Here is a 17,601-nt window from a genome sequence, read left to right as displayed (position 1 = left end):
CGGTTGGGATTATTAATCGGGCTCTTCATCACCATCTGTCGCAGGATCCGGTTCTGTATCGAACCGGCTATCCCCCGGAGGCATGGGAACAGCGTTGGGGTCAGGCCATGCCGACTGCTGGTCCAGACTGCGCTGTAGCTGTTGGGAGTTTTGTCCCGGCATATCGTGCAGCATTCTCATGGTTGAGATCAGACTGCTGAAGCCCTGTTGATTCTGGCGACTGTTATTGATCAGACTCACCGAGCTGACCCGGCCTAAACCTCCGGCTATCGGATTTTGCAGATCAAACAGCTCCCCTGCCGGGGCATTTTGTTGCTGTGAAATACGTCTTAACAGCGATTCGATCCGCTGACCTCCATTACTCATTCCAGACTCCTCAGGCGCTTATACGCCTACCAAGATATGTTTGCCTGCATCGATAAATGACCCTGCCACAGGCGTCGTCGAGGCGACAATATCGCTGTCCTTCGCGTTTGCCCTGGAGACCTTGTATTCGATACCGATCTTCCCCAGCAGCGCTTTGGCTTCTCCCAGAGGAATGCCTGCCAGCAGTGGAACAACCTGCATGTTATCAACCTCCAGAGGTGCAGGAACCGGTCTGAATGTCAGTTTCAGCGTGCTGGCGCCCTCTATTTTGAAGTCATACTGATTCTGATATGCAGCATCAACCGAGGTCCCTCTGATCTCAGTTTTAACTTTCCGGTCGCTGCCTGTTGTCTGCTGTATCGTCAGTGCCATGCTGATCTCGGCTTCGGCCTCCGGTATCACATACCAGGTGGGCCGGTAGCCGATACGGCGCATCTCTTTCAGCAGCTCATCATCCAGACTGTAGATCTGTTTCAGGTTCTCAATGGTTTTTGCATCGATCGCATATTGCGCCTGAGCAACACCGATCCCCATCTCGGCAATCATGTCGCCCAACGGGGCAGCCAGTACGGTTGAAAACGGGTTATCTGCCATAATTGTCTCCTTGATAATCAGATACCGACACCAACGATCAGAATGATCTGAGTATCAGGTTGCAATGGGGTATTTGCTTTCGGATGCTGACGAATGATCTGCCCGGCGGAAAAAGGATCTTTTTCCGATAACTGCTGTTCATACCAGAACAGCTGATCCTGTAATCCATCCAGTTTTCGCTCGGCAAGCTGGCGGGTATAGCCCGTAACATCAGGCATTTTAAGATCGGTAGCGGCGGGAGTTGCGGTCTCCCCGGTATCGGTCAGATCAATATCGAAGCTGACGTTGCCAAAGCAGTTTGAGGGGATACGGGCAAGGTCATCCGCACTTTCAAACAACATCAGATCGGTGTGGTTAGCCGACGCCACAACTTTCAGATCGACGCTGGCTTTGCTGATGCGATAGCCTCCCTGCTTCACCAGTTTGTCACTGGCACGGGAGATCGCCTGCGATGTAGAAAAGATCAGATCTTCACTTTTAACGGTGGTTGATTTGATCGGGACTGTAGCCCCACCCCGGCTAATCCGCTCTTCCAGCTCCGCTATGCGGTTGTCTTTCAACTTAAGCTGGCCCTTAAGATCGGTCACCAGCCCCTTCTGTATGTTGAGCATCTCAACTGTGGGCCGTTTATTGAGTTCAACCTCTAGCTGCTTGCGCTGTTGCTCTTTCAATTCCAGCTGACGGCTGATCTCGCTCAGTTGTCCACTGCCCCTCTCCAACTGGGTAATCCGCTCGTCCCGCGCCTTCAACCGGGCGGTTAAATCCCTGACCTGAGTTTTCTCTGCATTCAGCATCTGCACAGTGGGACGACTCTGCAGCTCTGCCTCCAGTGACTTGCGCGCCTTTTCTTTGCTCTTCAACTGCTCTGTCAGGTTTTTCGCCTCATTGGTCAGTTTTAGATTCTGAGTTTCTAATAACCTGAGCTTATTAGTATCAGCTGCGACCGCTGTGGTACCTGCAGTAACTGCCGGAATGGCATGTAAAGTCGTTGTCGCCAGCGTCAGCACGGGCTCACTGCTCAGTTTTACCGTGCCGAAATCAATGGTCGCCTGACTGTAGGATTTTGGGGTATTACTGGCATTCACCCACTTATTATTCAGATTTACCTTCAGCAGAACACGGGGTAAAAAACCACTCAAACGGGTACTCGCCTCCATAGTCAGTGCACCATTTGCACTGCTACGCCCCGATGCAACAAGCTTTGTCCCGCCATTCAGGGTATAGAAAAACAGCTGTGCATCGGTACTGCCCAGCGCTTTATTATCACTGCTCCGTAATACGGCTTTGATTTTGATTGCCATAGGTCATCATCCCTGTTCAAAGCGGTACAAAAGTGTCTGAGTCTGCCCGAACAGATCGGCTATCAGGGCGATAACCTGCCCTTCTGACTCCTGATTGGAGATCATCAGCTCCGTTGAAGCTGTGCCCTCCTGATTCAACGCCAGAGAGGCCTGTTCCAGTCGGGTGGCGGGTTTTAACGGGGTCTGATTGAGCTTTTCCGACAGCTCGCGATCAATATTCAGCTCCACAACAGCCCCCTGCACCGAGTGACCCGGGGCCGCCCGAACAACAATGTTAACCTGAGCTTTGCGCGCACTCTTCTTCTCAACACTGAGGCTGAGCTGAACCTGCGCCACGCTTGAATCAAGCGGAGCTGCAACAAACACCCCTTTGATAATACTGGTGGCAGAACTACTACTGTGTTGTTGTGATGCTTTCACCGGCAGAAATTGCACCCGGGATTTTTTCTGCAGAGACAGGTGCCCCCCCGACCCGGACGATGCCGGCGCCTCTGACGCAGTCATCTGCAGTTTAAGTTCAAACTCCATACGCGGGATGTGGTAGACCATGCTTTGCTGCCCCATCGCATTCATGACCGGATATTGATTCAACCGGCTTTGAGCCTTACTCAGCCCATCCGCCAGATTGATCAGAAAATCATCCAGATTTTGCCCTTTCGCTACATCATCCATTCAAATCTCTCCAGGTCCTGATCAACTGAAAAATTGCATTCGTTCCTGTTTGGCAGCCTTTCGTCTCTCTTCCGCGCGAACCGCTTGCCGCTGCCGGGATAATTCGGCCAGGCGTTGCTCTCGCTGTGTTTCAGCACGGCGGATAAGCGATTCAAGCATATCCTGCTGCTGCCGCGCCTGTATCCGCGCCTCTGCCAGAGCCGCTTTCTGCATCATCTGCAATCGGGTTCTCCTGGCCTGCCATTGCTGCTGGTCCTGCCGCTGAGCCACACGGGCCTGTTGCAGACGCTGCCTTTTAGCCAGATCCCGTGCCGTTGCCAGTCTCATTTCCTGACGCTGGTGTAACGCACGTTTCAATATTCGCTGCTGACGCTGATAGTTCTGATCAAGTTGCCGCTGCAGCTCTTTTAACCTGATCAACGCCTTATGCCGTTGCGCCCTCTGCTTTTCCAGTTCCAGTTGACTCAGACGCTGCTGCAACTGCAGAGTCTGACTTTTTTTCTGCCTGAGTTTTTCGTGCCGGGCGAGCTCAGCCTCTTTCAGCCCCCGTTCAAGTTGCAAGCGTGATAGCTGTCGTTGATTAAGCTGCTGCCTGACACGGCTGCGATTTTCCTCCAGACGCTGCGCGGTGTGTTTATCCGCCAACCGGGATTCAGCACTATGCTGGGGCATCACAAAGCGCTGTTCATTCCAGTCCGGCAACGGCGCGCTGCCCGTCAGTTGATCCAGCTGCTGTTCCAGCTCCCGCTGACGATTGACCAGCTGTTTCAGCTCATCCGGAACATCGTCCATCTCCAGCAGGTCGGTTAACACTCGCTGCCGGGGCTGCTCACTGTTGCTGCTATCCCACCCGGATGAATCTAACGCTGGTTGACCATCAGTTGGTTCGGCTACAGCTTCGAGCGAGGTCCAGTCAAGATACTCGGTCGCCATCAGACTATTCTCTTAAAACTCATCCTTTAACAGCTCATCCCTTAACAGCCTAGCCATCAGCAGGTGCTGGCTTGTTTCGTTCTACAATCGCCCTGATCCGCTCCTCCAGTACAGCGGGTGCAGGGGTGGGTAAGATTTTGGTTCTCATCAGGCTTGAGCCTTCGGCGCTATAGTTAAACTTATTGGCATACCGGGCACTGACCGATGTTGTTCTGGCCCGCGCCATCCCCATGCCTAAGAAACCACCAGCCATCGCACTGATGGTTTTAGTGGATGATTTGCGCTCAAACTCTGAACTCTGCGTGAAGCTGATCGAGACTTTTATCTCTATCAGTGATTCAGTGAACTGATAGAAGGTTGGGGTAAACCCAAGCTCAATCAGCGACATCTCCTCACCATCAAACTTCACCAGCGATTTCTTGGTGACGGTGGTTATATCACCAGTAATCGGATCAACTTCTGGCACCTCATACTCACCGCCCATCATCTGGGCCAGTCTGAGACTGGTTTCATCCATCGCATACTGCGCTTCAGCAATCGCAAGCCCCATGCTGGTGATCATCTCGCCAAAGGGGACATCGCTCAGTTCACGTCCGATACTTGGTCTGGCCATAACTGCTCTCCTTTAGTTTGCGTGATTAACCATCGGCTTCTTCATCCGTCTCAAACAGGTCTCTTACCCGCTCTTCAAAAATGGCCGGGGGTGGAATAGGCACCAGATTGCAACGCAACAGACTCGCCCCTTCAGCGCTATAACTGTATTTACTGGAATAGGTTGCATCCACGGTGGTGGTTCTCAGCTTGGAACTACCGCCAAAAAAGCCACCAAAAGCGGGCTTACTACGGCTGGTACCGGTAGTTTTGGTATTGCGGGTATAGGAGCTTTCACGAACGATTTTGATTGCTATTTTGACTTCGATAATATTATTGGTGAACTGATAAAACGTTGGTGAAAATCCCAGTTCCAGCATACTGACTTTCTGCGCCTTATCATCCTCATCGGTACCAAAATAGACCCGCGTATCTTCGGTTCCGGTAACCGTGCCGGTCTCATCCAGAATAGGCACCCGCCCGCCCATCATCTGAGCTACGCGGATACTGGCCTCATCCAGTTCATACTGAGCATCTGCAATTGCAAATGCCATCTCTCTTATCATCTCCCCCATGGGGACATTGAGCAGTTCCTGACCGATCGACATAGTTCTCTCCTTGCTAACCTGTAGCTGTTAGATCATCTTTATTCGGTATCAGTGGGCTGAGCAGCCTGCTGCCTGCTGGCAATCCAGTTCTGAAAGGCATTGGGCGGTGGAATGGACGAGATCCGGGCAGTAATTGAGCTGCTGGCCTCGGACGAAAAACTGTATTTATTGCTGAATTCGGCACTGACCGTCGCCGCAAACATGACAAAGTAGTAAGCACCACCAACGGTTGCAGAGGTGCCAAATTTGGTTTCAGTGGTGGTCGATGTTGACAGCGACACTCTGATATCGATGGTGGCCTCATTGAAATGATAAAACACCGGAGCAAACCCCAGTGATATCAGTGAAACCTTCTCACCATCGCCAATATCAACACCATGCTCTTCAGCATCGCCCAGTTGCATCGCCATCCGGATCGAATTGTTGTCCAGCTCTCTCTGTGCAGAGGCGATTGCTGTACCCAGTTGGGTCAGAAGCCCCGGGAGTGGAGATTTTTCCAGTGAGGCCATCACTTTGTTATTGGACATAGATCAATCCTCTGTCAGCCAGGATCAGCCGGGGTTGGATCAGCAGGGTCTGCCGGATCTGAGGGGTCTGCCGGTGTCGGATCGGCAGGATCTGCAGGCGCAGGCTCAACCGGATCTGGCGTTGGCGCCGGGCCATCAGGCGCAGTGATTGATCCCCCACCCGAGGCGGCATGATTACGAATAGCATCAAGAAACGCCTGAGGGGGTGGAACCGATTTCATGGTGGTTTTTATCCGTGAAACCGCTTCCATATCGAACTCATATTTATGATGCAGATCGAAAGAGATAGTGCCGGCAAAAGCGACAGGCAAACCCGCACTCTCGGTAGTGCCGAGCCCTGCTTCCACACCAAAATCGATACCGGCTTCAACCCGCACAGAGATGGTCACTTTGAACTCCATCTCCGTCTCTTTAAAATGGTAAAACTGAGGGATAAAACCCAGTTCCAGCAGACTCCGTTCCCGGGAGGTGCCATCGACATCGTTAAAACTGATCCGGGTTTCACTCAGCATGGTTGCCGCACGTACTGAGGTAGAATCAAGTTCATACTGTGCAGCCGCTATCGCTTTGGCGGTGTTCTCAATTAACTTCGGGATAGGCACATCCATCAGCGCCTGTCCCGGTGTCATCCCGGCTACCTGATTATCAAAATTCATCTCCCTGACCTCGCTGAGTTATGCAGACACGATTAATTGTTGTGACAGCTGAAACGAACCCATCTGTTTCTGCTCTCTCAACAGCTGATTTCTTGTTGCGCTGGAGTATTTCAGAATGCGTGTAAACAGTTTGTGATATCGGATTTTGTCCTGTAATGAACGGGAGTGTTGAAACGCGTCTACGGCGTCTCGGGCTTGCAGATGCTGATCCAGCTTGACCAACAGGCAGATTCTGCGAAACCTGAGCAGTGCAAGATCATTGGCTACCGCTGCAGAGGTACAATCCCGCTTCTCTTCATACTCGGCTATCGCCCGTTCGCAATACTCCAGCGCCGCCTGGTCCTCTCCCGCCAGTTCCAGACACTCAAACACCAACTCTGAAATATAACGCTGCAGTAACAGGGGAAACTGCTGCGCCATACCGGCCTGCAACAGTTTTTGCAGCATCAGCAGAGCGGCTTCATACTTTTGTTGACGCAGGCTTTTGCCTACCTGCTCAAGAACGGCATCAAGTTTAACTTTGGGGATCTCTGAGTTACTCATGTCCACTTCTCATCAGTCTGCAATGAATACCTGACTGGGCTGCCTCGTACTGAATCCACAACCCCTGATGCAGATTGGCATCGGCCTTCACCGACCAGCCGGCACCTGATTCTGTAAATGTAAGGGGGCGTCCCATAATCGCGGCGCACAATTTTTCTAACCGGGAACGCTGCTCCCCCGTGTCAAACCGCAGATCAAAACGGAAGCCACCAACCCACTCTGCTGTGACGTCACATCCCTGCGCCGCCAGAGAGGTCAGTACAGAGTCATAATCGTTAATCCTGATGCAGCGTTTCAGTACCATGGGCAGCTGTTCAAAAAGTCGCAGATGCAGATGTTGGGGTATCCCCAGCGCCTCTGCCAGCACCCGGGAGACTTGCTGTCTTGCCGCGGCATCAAGGGGGACCGATTTAAGCAGCAGATCAAAGCGGTAATAATCCTGATTATGAATCACCAGCGGCAGATGCAGCTCATTGGCTTGCTGCCAAAGGGTTTGGGCTTTCTCCAGTGTCAGATCAGTCAGTTGCCAGCACTGGGTCTGTTCAGCCTGATCGCCTGCCCGCTGCAAACCAAACGTCCGATAGTAGTCAGCCAGGCTCTGATCTCCCCCCGGAGCATAGGCAACCACCGTATATCTGGCGGTTGCGCTACAGGACCTGATCAACTCAATACCGGGTTTACTGAAACGGGTTATCAACTCTGCGGCAACTTTTTCCGAAAGGTTTCCGAGAATGATGGCGGGAGTTTTAACGAGACAACGAAGCAACTCTTCACTCCCCTGCCCGGTGAACAGCGCAAGATCGGTAATAAACGAGGTGATATGGGTAAAGTCGGTGATATAGACCGCTATTTCAAAACGTTCCTGAGACGGGGTAAGCTGTTCACTCTGGGGCACCAGCTCACAGGGCAGATCAGCGCCCCTGAGTACATTGACCATCGCTTCTGCTGAACTGATATCAAGCTCCGACTGTAAAACTGACGGGGCCGTCAGAATACGGCGTATACAATCCTGTTTGCTTAACCCCAGACGTTGATGAAAACGTCCGATCGACAGAACATCTGCATTTCCTACACCCAGAACCCTTACCTGGTAGCGATCCTGCTGATAGCTTTCCTGATGCACGATAGATTCACCCTGAATAAAGTAAGGATACCGCCTGTAACCAGGGACGTTTCTAAGAGTGACGTAAAGCGTAACCATCAAACTTCTAGAGTTTCATATCTCTCGGGCAGGCCTGTATCTTTATTGTTTTATCTCTGATCCAGACAGGTAAAAAAAGCATAGGAGATATTTCTGAGTAATCAAACAAAAGTTTGAAATTTGTTTTTTTCGGCGGAGAGAATAAAAGTAATAAAAAAAACCGCTCAGGGAGCGGCTTTTAAGAGAGAGGGGAACTGACAATCAGGCGCTGACTTTCGCTTCCATGTAGCGGGCATAATCAGCACCTACGCGGCAACCATATACACCCACTTCGCCTTTCCAGCGCATCCAGGTGACAAAATTACCGACAGCATCGATCACTCTGCTAACAGCAGACTGGGACTCTGAACCATACTCATCATAGTATCCCATCGCCTGAAGCTCGCTGGCTATACGGCGATCATCGCACTCTATTCCGGTAAACACCGATTGCTTCATGGGCGTATCTCCTGATCTGATCAACATTCAGACGTAAGTATAATACCAGCTTCCGCACTGCACAATCAGGCTGACTATTTTCTGATCAGAAAACTGCGACACAGATCAATAAATTCCCATTTCTAAACCTGCCGCCATGGTCATACCGAGCCCCTCACACTGCTGTAAAAATTCTTCCTGCCAATCCCCCTTGCACACCAAAGGGGGCTGAATCCAGTGCCAGCGCAAACCGGTACAGATGGTTTCTACGGCGCGACAGGTACCGGTACCATCATGACCTGCGCGAACATAGAGAGCACAGGGCAAGCCCTGCTTTGTCTCCAGACAGGGGTAATAGCAGCGATCAAAAAAATCTTTCAGCGCGCCACTCATATAGCCCAGATTCTCAGTCGTTCCCAGAATAATTGCATCGCAGCCCAGAACATCTTCCGGTGTCGCCTTCAGCGGCTCAACCCAGCGACATTGCACTGCGTCAATATCCGGATGTCGGGCCCCTTTTAAAGTGGCCTCTGCCATTAGCCGGGTGTTTTCGGAAGGGGCATGGGCCACCAGCAGTAACTGTTTCATCTTTTTTCTCTGGCGGATAATCTGTCTTTACTATACAACAGCATTTCGCCTGCGTAATCTGAAAACCTGATCGTATCCGGAGCTAGCGCATGACCCTTTCACTCTGGCAGAAAACCCTGGCTACCACTCAGGCAGCCCTTAACAGCGGCGCCCTGCAACCAATCAGTACGACGATTGAAACAGTGTATGAAGCGCCCTTTAGTTATCAGTTAAGAACGCTCAGCAGCCTGCAATCTAAAGAAAATGACCGGCGGATTAAACAGGCTGCAAACCGCTCTGTTAACCCGTTTAAACCCTATGATCCCGAACTTTATGTGGCTGACATCGGTGCGAAACATATCTGTCTGTTAAACAAATTCAGTGTCATCGATAACCACCTGCTGCTGGTGACCCGGAATTTTGAGCCTCAGACTCACCTGCTGACGCTATCAGATTTCAGGGCAGCATTGATGGCACTTCGCGAGATTGACGGCGTTGTTTTCTATAATGGTGGCCGGGTAGCGGGAGCCAGTCAGCCCCATAAACATCTGCAACTGATTCCCGTCAGACCGACTGATCTGCCACTGAGCAATACATTAAATTGCTTTTCTGCTATCCCGGAACCGGACGCTGAACTGCCCTTCCGGCACGCCCGGGTGCGCCTGCCGGATAATATCGGTGACACTCAGGACACCGTGCAATGGTTGCATAACCATTACCTGATCCTTCTGCAACGTCTGCAGATCCGCCACTCAACCCGGCAGGCAAAGATGGCTTACAACCTGCTGCTTTGCCGGGAATGGCTGATGCTGGTGCCCCGCAGCAGCGAATCCTTCGCCGGAGTCTCATTCAATGCCCTGGCTTTTTGCGGCGCTCTGCTGGTTAAAAACCAGACCCAGGCTGACGCGTTGAAAGCGGCGGGAATCTCTCAGGCACTTGGTTTTGTTACACAGTAAATTCCGGTCGTCTGTGCAGTTAAAAACCAGGCACCTAAAAATAGTAATCAGCGGTCAGTTGCAGCAGATCATCCTGCTCAATATTAACCATCAGATCGCGGTTATCCCGGGCATCAAACAACCGGGCATCAAGACTCAGTTTCCAGCGTTCTCCAAAGCGGCTGCTGGCTTCCAGAAACAGACTACGGCTATCAAAATCAAGATCATAGCCAAGCCCAACCAGAAACTCAGTACTGGCGGCATCATTCAGAGCTATACGGCTACCTAAGAACAGATCATTCTGGAAAATAGTATCCGCATCGATCCCCCGTTCATCCCAGCCATACTCCACCAGCACGCCGACATCAGTGGTGGTGTCACTGACACCATAGAAGCTATATTCAACCCCGGCCTGCATCGCGCTGTAACGGTCTGAAGGGGTATCACGCCACAACAGTTCGAGCTTCCACAACCAGCTGTCAAGAGTTGCCTGACCATCAAAGCCGATCTGATCCATCTGCTCATAGACCGGCACCAGCACCGGTTTACCCTGAATGAGTGCTGCCTCTAAACGGGGATCACGGTTAGTGCCGTTAAACCAGTACAGGCCGACATCGAACAGATCAAAACTCTGACTCCAGCGCACAGCCGTATCAATATGCTGATCGCCATCACCAGCCTCATAGCGAACGTTAGCGGTGTCCACCACCAGCCCCGAACGGGTCCGGCCTTCGTGCCCGGCGAAACTACGCTCGCGGAACCCCGGCAACACAAACAGGTCGACGATACCCCAGTCCCGCACCAGAGACAGATTGACCATCGGCTGACCCAGCTTGTCTTCGCCATCGCTATCTTCCACGGCATCGGTCTGATTGATCACATCCACCAGATGGTTAAACTCAGTCACCCCCCAGAACACTTTACGCAGTCCTGAACGCAGCTCCCAGTCGTCGCCCACATGGATCCAGCTCAGCTCACGGATATCACCATGGGTACGCTCATCGTCGCGCTGATCCAGCCGGTAAAAGGGGGTAAACACAACGGAGTCATTACCTCCGTTAAACTCCCAGTACAGTTCAGGTTCCAGCGCCAGCGAAGCATTGCTGTGATACCCCTGACCATTAAACTGCCCCTCATGGAAATAGCCCTGCAGCTCACCGGAAAGCCTGCCGCTGTATTCAAAAAACACCTCATCCGCTGCCGCAGAGCCACTGAGCAGCAACACCGATAACCCGGAGAGCCATACACGTTTACACATATCAGCGGGCCCGCTTCAGGGTGTTTTTATTGAAGTCAGAGTCATTCAGGCCAACCCTGAACTGATATCCACTCCATTTCAGATCGGTACTTTTACCCGTCTGATGATTGATCATCTGTTGCAGATCTGCCCGCCAGTATTTGTCCAGATATTGCTGGTAACCTTTGAAATTCAGGGTTTTCAGCAAACTGTTCTTACGATCATAAAATTCCACTTTCCAGACCCGGTATTGATCCTGATCGATCCAGGCCACCCGTCGTGTATAACCGGAATCTTTGTCCACCGGGTATTGCTCTACCACAAAGCAGGTGCCCCCCTCACAGGATTCATCCCTGATGTATTTGTAACTGTATTTTTCAATCTCAAATGAAGACAGGTCCTCGTAGGCAAACTCCGATCCCATAAACGGGCCGGACTTGTTTCGGGATGAGATCCGCTTTACCCGCTTCAGCGCTGGCAGATAGAGCCACTGATCATCCGCTTCAAGCGGGTGGGAAAAGCTCAGAAATGCAGTGCCTTTTACATCCAGGGGTTTATCGAATATCGTCAGGCTCTTATCACCATCGCCCTCTTGTTCCAGCGACTTGATACGGATCTCCCGAACGCTCTCTTCTCCCTGTTTATTACGCAACACCATTAACATTTCGGCCTGCATATCGGCCCAGCCAAAATCCCGCTGTTTTACTTCTCTGGCGATCTCCAGCCCTCGCTCCTCAGGCGTCTGAGCCAATACCGGGCCACTAAAAATAGTCAGTGACAGCAGCAGATAAAAAGATTTAGTCAGATTCATCGTTCAACTCCTTGAGAGGTTGTAGCGGGCGTTTCAATCTTAGTTTTATCGAACACCATCAACAATGGAGGCAAAAAGAGAAAATCCACCACCAGTGCAATCAGGATTGTCAGTGCCGTGAGGAACCCCATATCGGCATTCAGTTTAAAGCTGGACTGTGCCAGCACCATAAAGCCGCACACCAGGACAAATGTCGTAATCCAGAGCGCCCGGCCAACACTGCCAAAAGCGTACTGAACGGCGGCAACAGAGTCTGCATCCCGATGGCGTCGGGCGTACAGGTATTTACTCAGAAAATGGACCGTATCATCCACCACAATCCCCAGTGTCATACCCGCCACAACGGAGAGGCCCAGTCCCACCTGACCATCGATCAGATACCACAAGCCGAACCCCATCGCTGCAGGTGCCAGATTTGGCAGCAGAGAGATCAGACCAAAACGAACGGAGCGTAGAGCAAAGCCCAGCAGCAGAGAGATCAGCACCAGAGCCAGTGCGATACCTGACAGCATACTCTTAATATTCCGCTGACTGATATGAGCAAACATCAGGTTCGGGCCGGTAGTCTGCACCTGATATTCAGGGGCATTTCTGGCAAACCAGTTCTGCACCCGCTCCTCCAGTGACACCAGTTCATTACTGGTAAGATTCTTAAATGTGCCGACTACGCGCACCGAGGATTTATCTACATTCAGCTGATTATTGAGGTCAAGTCCATAGGGCAACGACATCTCATAGAGCAACAGATACTGAGCCGACAACTCCCGGTCCTCGGGCAGACGATAGTAGCTCTGATCATCCCCATGCATATTTTTATTCAACCGCCTCAGTGTATCTGTCAGGGTACTAACATGATCGGTCTCCGGCTGGGATCGCAACCAGTCACTGAAGACTCCCAGTTTTTTCAGAAACGCCGGATCATTGATACCACTGGACTCACCGGAGTCTATGGAGATCTCCATCATGGTCATACCCGACAGATTATCCTGCATATAGTCGGTGGCCTGACGAAACGGCACAGAGGTATCGAAATATTTCACAAAATCATCATTGAGCTGGTTCATCGGCAAAAACGCGATCAACAACAGCATAAAGACACTCATCCCCGGTAGCAGAATACGACGCTTGGAAGTGACAAACGCTGCCAGTGAACGGGTCCAGTCACGATCCTCTTCCCGGGTCTTTCTGACCCGCACCGGCAATACCATCAGCAGCGCCGGAAACAGCGTGATGGAGAAAAGAAACGCCAGCATCACCCCTACCGCAACAATGTTGCCCAGATCACGGAAAGGAGGAGAGTCAGAAAAGTTCATACTCAGAAATCCGATCGCAGTGGTCACGCTGGTGAGCATCACCGGCTGAAAGTTGATCCGCAGGCTATCCAGCAACGCATCGCGTTTCGCGATACCGCGACGCATCTCATAAAACATGGTACTGAGAATATGGATACAATCCGCTACCGCCAGCGTCAGAATCATCGTTGGCGCACTGGCCGATGGCCCGGTGAGAAACATCCCGCTCCAGCCGGCCAGCCCCATTGCAGCAGCGATACTGGCAGCAATAATAATGACTGTTGAAAAGGTGCCGCTGAACGTACGCAACAACACCAGCATCGTCAGCACCACCACGCCAAACATGATAGGGATCAGGGTAGCATTATCTTTCAGTGCAGACTCGGCGAAGCTGTTGTTCATCATCACGATGCCGGACAGTTTGATCTCCAGTCCCGGGTTTTCCGCCATATACTTCTGCTGAATTTCGCGCACCCTGGCAACAACCTCAGGCACCTCAGCCACCGGATCGATCATCGGCATCTGCACGGTCACATTCACCAGTGACACCTGGCCTTTAACCGATGCAATCTTGTTCAGCAGTATCGGCTCAGTATTAACAATCTCTCGTATCCGGTCGAGGGCAGACGGGTCCAGCGGCTGGCCCTCTGAGACCAGATCCTCAACGATCATATCGTCCTCTTCCGCCCAGGTATGCTGATAGTTTGCAATCGAATCAACCCGGGTAGAATAGGGTATCTGCCAGGCATCGGTGGTAATCTGTCTGAGCAGTTGCAGATGTTCAGGGGTGTAGATATCCCCGTCGGCCGGAATCACAATAAAAGCGACATTGTCACTCTTGTTAAAGATATTCTGGATCGACTCATAAGCCACTAACTGGGGATTTTCTTCACTAAAAAACACCCGGTAATCACTTTTAAAAACCAGATTTTTTCCACCTACTGTTGCCAAAACGGTCAACACAAGACAGGCCAGCAGAATCAAAACCGGGTGACGCAAAACTACAGCAAACAATTTTTCCTTCATCGTGAGGCCTTTAGTGACGATTCGTCAGTGTTATATTTAAAAAAACGGCTACGCCGTCGGCTAAATCGCAGTCTATAGACTGCTGCAACGCTCATGGTTCATCTCTCCCGCTGTTAACAGCGCAACTTCGTCGGCAAAGATCTCACAACGGATTCGTTCAAGACTGGTGTTGTAGTCAAACTGGGAAGACAAAGGGCGCCAGTTCAGGCCATCCAGAACAAGACTGACATTGGCCAGTAGAGATTCCTCTAACGCCAGACCTGCACGGATATTGCACCTGTCAGTCCCTCTACTGAGTAAAGAGATTGAGCCAAACGATGCCGACCAGTTAGCAAACGCGATCTGCTCAGCAGTCATATTCAATGGGTTCCCACATTCAGCGGTTTCCAGTGCCTGCCGAATAAGCCCAAGCAGCCCTTCGCTCAGTAATGCCTGAAGCTGAATATGCTTCTCGCGCTGTCGCTCTGAGGCCTTTTCTGCCACACCCGGTGCTTTAGCGGTGATAACCAGCATAAAAAACATGGGGTACAGACGGGCATAAAGCTGATAACCATAGATCCAGGCCAACAGCCGCTCCCGGGTGACACCTTCAAACGACTCAGCCCTTTTGAACATGCTGACTAAAAGCGCCATACCGCGGTTACACAGCCCCAGCAACAGGTCCTCTTTTCCGCTGAAATGGCCGTATACGGTGCCTTTAGAATACGGCACTGCACTCACCAGTTTATCCATCGTCAACCCTTCTACTCCCTGAGCACCGATCAGAATCATCGCTGCATCCAGCAACTCCTCTTCACGTTGATCACGGGTTTGACTATCGATTTGGCGTGGACTCATACAGACCTCTACATAAATGACGATTCGTCAATTATAGAAAATAAAGCGCCGTCTGCAAGTTAAAAATGATGACAATCCAATGAAATTTAGTCGTTAAAATTAAATAGGGGCCATTGCGCCGCTTTCAGCAGGGGGATTAAAACGGTTCCAGGATACAATTACATCATAACGCTGCTGCCCCCGTCATCGATTCAAAAGCGGTTCACCTTAAACAGGCTCATATCAATCATACTGACCTCTTTCTGCAGCAGTTTGAGCGTCAGTTCAGCGGTAACGGCGGCCTGAGTTAACCCCAGATGCTGGTTACCAAAAGCAAACAAGATCTGCGGGTGTTGCGGATGCTGATCAATCACCGGCAGCGAGTCTGGCAGCGTTGGCCGGTGCCCCATCCACTCGCTGACTTCAAGCTCAGGAGTATTCAGGCCTGGCAGAAGCTGACGGCTATGGTAACGCAACACATCGAAGCGCTGCTTAAAGGGATGAAGCTTCAGCCCCCCCAGCTCGGTCATCCCCACCACCCGCAAACCACTCTCCAGCGGCCCCATGACAAAACGCCGTTCGGCGGAACCGATCGTATGTCTGAGCATGAAACCAGCTTCAGGGATCGTCAGATGATAGCCCCGCTCAGCCTCCAGCGGCACGTTAATCCCCATATCACTCAATAGCGTTTTACTCCAGGCACCTGCGCAGATCATCGCAGTGTCATAGCGATAATCCTGCGGTTCAGTGAAGACTGTCACCTGCCGGCCGGATGGCCTGACCTGCGTAACGCTTTGCTGAATAAACACACCGCCGCGCTCGATAAAAGCCGAAAACAACCGCGTGCACAGCAGATAAGGTTCTCTGACACGGCAGGCATCCGGAAAAAACAGCGCATGACTCACGGTTTTGGCCAACTCAGGCTCCAGTTGCGCCAACCGTTCTCCCTGAACCAGCTCTGCGTCAATACTGTTGTCCCTCAACCAGGCCTGATGCTGGCGGGCGGCCTCGATTTTATCGGCCGATTCCCACACCAGCAGATAACCAGACTTTATAATCTGCTCAGTGGCGTCAATATCCGTAAGACAACGCTGCCAGGCCGCAATCGCCTCGCGGTTAAGCTGAATCAGGCCTTTGCGACTACGCTGCAGCGTTTCTATCGCCGATGCACCAACAAAACGGAACAGCCAGGGGATAATGCGCGTAAGATATTGCAGCGGCAAAAATAGCGGTCCTTTCGGATTCAACCACAGTGACAGCGCTGAGCGCAGGGTTTGCGGATTTGAAAGCGGCTCAATCAACTCAGTCGCCAGATATCCTGCATTACCAAATGAGGCTCCCAACCCCACTTCATCGCGATCAAACAGCGTCACCTGATAACCCTTACGCTGAGCTTCCAGGGCACAGCAGAGCCCGACCACTCCCGCGCCAATAACCGCAACCGAACCATTGGAGTGTTCATCGTTCTGCGCCATCTCTGATAATGCCATCTGCTTTTTCCTAAAATCTGACGGGCTGGTGTTCAGCCGGAATCAATTCTGATACTGCTCGGTCTGCTGATACGCCAGCACCGCCGCAGCCAGATCTTCACGGGAATCACCCACCGATTTAAACAGGGTGATAGCATTTTGCGGATCGTCCAGTTCAGCCCGTCCTTTATGCTGACCGCTGCACAGTTCCGCAAACTCTGCTTTGATAATCTCTTCGCTAATAGCCCCCTCCCTGATCGGAATAATCAGATCGCCGGTTTCACTCAGAGCCCCGGCACGCACATCGACAAATACCGAGCAGCGTTGCATCGCAATGTTATCAGTCTCTCGCATCGTGGGGGTAAAACTCCCTACCAGATCCAGATGAGCACCGGGCTTGAGCCACTCACCTTTAATCAGAGGGGTGGTAGAGAGTGTCGCACAGCTGATGATATCGGCTGTTTTCGCAGCGGCTTCCAGTTGCTCCGCAGGACAGACCCGCGCCTGAATACCGTCGGCTTTCAGCTCTGCGACTAAATTTGCTGCCGTAGCCTCATTACGGTTCCACACCCGCACGCTGGCAATCGGCCGTACACTCAAATGCGCCGGTATCAGGTAGCGACTCATCCGCCCGGCCCCTACCATTAACAGTTCAGTTGAGTCCTCGCGGGAAAGATACGCGGATGCCATCGCAGAAGCAGCAGCGGTTCGCCGTGCAGTCAGTTCGTTGGCATCCAGCCGGGCCAGCGGCTCGCCAGTTTTTGCGGACGACAGGATATAATGACTGTTCAAGCCAGGCAGACCACGGGCACTGTTACCGGGGAAAACGTTGACCAGTTTCACCCCCAGATACTCGCCTTCCAGCCAGGCAGGCATGAGCAACAGGGTAGCCTGAGGCTCATTGGGCACATTGATGCTATGATGATGGCGAACAGGGGCAGAAACCTGTTTGGTAAAAATCTCATTAAGTGCTTCGATCAATCGATCCCAGGGCAGTGCATCACGGACCTGTTTCGCGTTCAGTTGCATAACTGCTTCT

General features: G+C 51.8%; 20 protein-coding genes. 1 reads left to right on the top strand and 19 read right to left on the bottom strand.

From position 1 onward, the window contains the following. Window positions 1–12: 12 nt before the first annotated feature. From JW499_RS03875 to JW499_RS03815, 13 genes are all read right to left on the bottom strand, one after another. Window positions 13–366, bottom strand: coding sequence for a hypothetical protein (locus JW499_RS03875; RefSeq protein ID WP_205209364.1), 354 nt, complete (start codon window positions 364–366; stop codon window positions 13–15). Window positions 367–384: 18 nt separating this feature from the next. After that, window positions 385–960 (bottom strand): PASTA domain-containing protein, encoded by a 576-nt coding sequence (locus JW499_RS03870; protein WP_205209363.1) that lies wholly within the window; start codon window positions 958–960, stop codon window positions 385–387. A 17-nt stretch (window positions 961–977) separates the two neighbouring features. Continuing rightward, window positions 978–2,261, bottom strand: a complete 1,284-nt coding sequence (locus JW499_RS03865) for a PASTA domain-containing protein (protein WP_205209362.1) — start codon at window positions 2,259–2,261, stop codon at window positions 978–980. A 6-nt stretch (window positions 2,262–2,267) separates the two neighbouring features. Continuing rightward, window positions 2,268–2,933: a hypothetical protein gene (locus JW499_RS03860; protein ID WP_205209361.1), complete on the bottom strand. Its 666-nt coding sequence runs from the start codon at window positions 2,931–2,933 to the stop codon at window positions 2,268–2,270. A 21-nt stretch (window positions 2,934–2,954) separates the two neighbouring features. Beyond that, window positions 2,955–3,866 carry a coiled-coil domain-containing protein gene (locus JW499_RS03855; protein ID WP_205209360.1) on the bottom strand — a complete coding sequence of 304 codons (912 nt, stop codon included), beginning with the start codon at window positions 3,864–3,866 and terminating at the stop codon, window positions 2,955–2,957. A gap of 49 nt (window positions 3,867–3,915) precedes the next feature. Further along, entirely contained in the window at window positions 3,916–4,479 is a 564-nt protein-coding gene (locus JW499_RS03850; RefSeq protein ID WP_091353143.1) for a hypothetical protein, read from the bottom strand. 25 nt (window positions 4,480–4,504) lie between these two features. Then, window positions 4,505–5,065 (bottom strand): hypothetical protein, encoded by a 561-nt coding sequence (locus JW499_RS03845; protein ID WP_205209359.1) that lies wholly within the window; start codon window positions 5,063–5,065, stop codon window positions 4,505–4,507. Between the two features lie 38 nt (window positions 5,066–5,103). Next, window positions 5,104–5,592, bottom strand: coding sequence for a hypothetical protein (locus JW499_RS03840; RefSeq protein WP_205209358.1), 489 nt, complete (start codon window positions 5,590–5,592; stop codon window positions 5,104–5,106). A 14-nt stretch (window positions 5,593–5,606) separates the two neighbouring features. Next, complete coding sequence (locus JW499_RS03835) at window positions 5,607–6,248, bottom strand: hypothetical protein (RefSeq protein ID WP_205209357.1); 642 nt, start codon at window positions 6,246–6,248, stop codon at window positions 5,607–5,609. A gap of 18 nt (window positions 6,249–6,266) precedes the next feature. Next, entirely contained in the window at window positions 6,267–6,791 is a 525-nt protein-coding gene (locus JW499_RS03830) for a hypothetical protein (RefSeq protein ID WP_205209356.1), read from the bottom strand. Continuing rightward, window positions 6,784–7,914 (bottom strand): hypothetical protein, encoded by a 1,131-nt coding sequence (locus JW499_RS03825; RefSeq protein ID WP_205209355.1) that lies wholly within the window; start codon window positions 7,912–7,914, stop codon window positions 6,784–6,786. The genes JW499_RS03830 and JW499_RS03825 overlap by 8 nt, the downstream gene beginning before the upstream one ends. 279 nt (window positions 7,915–8,193) lie before the next feature. Continuing rightward, on the bottom strand, window positions 8,194–8,430 hold the full coding sequence (locus JW499_RS03820) for a hypothetical protein (protein WP_205209354.1): 237 nt from the start codon (window positions 8,428–8,430) through the stop codon (window positions 8,194–8,196). Window positions 8,431–8,535: 105 nt separating this feature from the next. Continuing rightward, window positions 8,536–8,997 (bottom strand): flavodoxin family protein, encoded by a 462-nt coding sequence (locus tag JW499_RS03815; RefSeq protein WP_205209353.1) that lies wholly within the window; start codon window positions 8,995–8,997, stop codon window positions 8,536–8,538. Between the two features lie 89 nt (window positions 8,998–9,086). Here JW499_RS03815 and JW499_RS03810 point away from each other — a divergent pair, with 89 nt between their 5' ends. Then, the gene (locus JW499_RS03810; protein ID WP_205209352.1) at window positions 9,087–9,932 is read left to right on the top strand and encodes an ATP adenylyltransferase family protein; all 846 of its coding nucleotides are present in this window, start codon (window positions 9,087–9,089) and stop codon (window positions 9,930–9,932) included. Window positions 9,933–9,966: 34 nt separating this feature from the next. Here the strand turns inward: JW499_RS03810 and JW499_RS03805 are convergent, their stop codons facing one another. The 6 genes from JW499_RS03805 to lhpI form a co-directional block, all read right to left on the bottom strand. Beyond that, window positions 9,967–11,169, bottom strand: coding sequence for a hypothetical protein (locus JW499_RS03805; protein ID WP_205209351.1), 1,203 nt, complete (start codon window positions 11,167–11,169; stop codon window positions 9,967–9,969). A 1-nt stretch (window position 11,170) separates the two neighbouring features. Then, window positions 11,171–11,959 carry an outer membrane lipoprotein-sorting protein gene (locus JW499_RS03800; protein WP_205209350.1) on the bottom strand — a complete coding sequence of 263 codons (789 nt, stop codon included), beginning with the start codon at window positions 11,957–11,959 and terminating at the stop codon, window positions 11,171–11,173. Then, window positions 11,956–14,277, bottom strand: a complete 2,322-nt coding sequence (locus JW499_RS03795; protein WP_205209349.1) for an efflux RND transporter permease subunit — start codon at window positions 14,275–14,277, stop codon at window positions 11,956–11,958. Before JW499_RS03795 ends, JW499_RS03800 begins: the two co-directional genes overlap by 4 nt. Before the next feature lie 72 nt (window positions 14,278–14,349). Continuing rightward, complete coding sequence (locus JW499_RS03790) at window positions 14,350–15,114, bottom strand: TetR/AcrR family transcriptional regulator (protein ID WP_205209348.1); 765 nt, start codon at window positions 15,112–15,114, stop codon at window positions 14,350–14,352. 191 nt (window positions 15,115–15,305) lie between these two features. Continuing rightward, window positions 15,306–16,583, bottom strand: coding sequence for an NAD(P)/FAD-dependent oxidoreductase (locus JW499_RS03785; protein WP_205209347.1), 1,278 nt, complete (start codon window positions 16,581–16,583; stop codon window positions 15,306–15,308). Between the two features lie 42 nt (window positions 16,584–16,625). Next, window positions 16,626–17,591, bottom strand: coding sequence for a bifunctional Delta(1)-pyrroline-2-carboxylate/Delta(1)-piperideine-2-carboxylate reductase (gene lhpI / locus JW499_RS03780; protein ID WP_205209346.1), 966 nt, complete (start codon window positions 17,589–17,591; stop codon window positions 16,626–16,628). Window positions 17,592–17,601 lie beyond the last annotated feature (10 nt).

Source organism: Amphritea pacifica (assembly GCF_016924145.1).
GTDB classification, from domain to species: Bacteria; Pseudomonadota; Gammaproteobacteria; order Pseudomonadales; family Balneatricaceae; genus Amphritea; species Amphritea pacifica.
The sequence above is the reverse complement of the archived record's forward strand: the minus strand, read 5'-3'. Positions and strand labels throughout refer to the sequence as shown.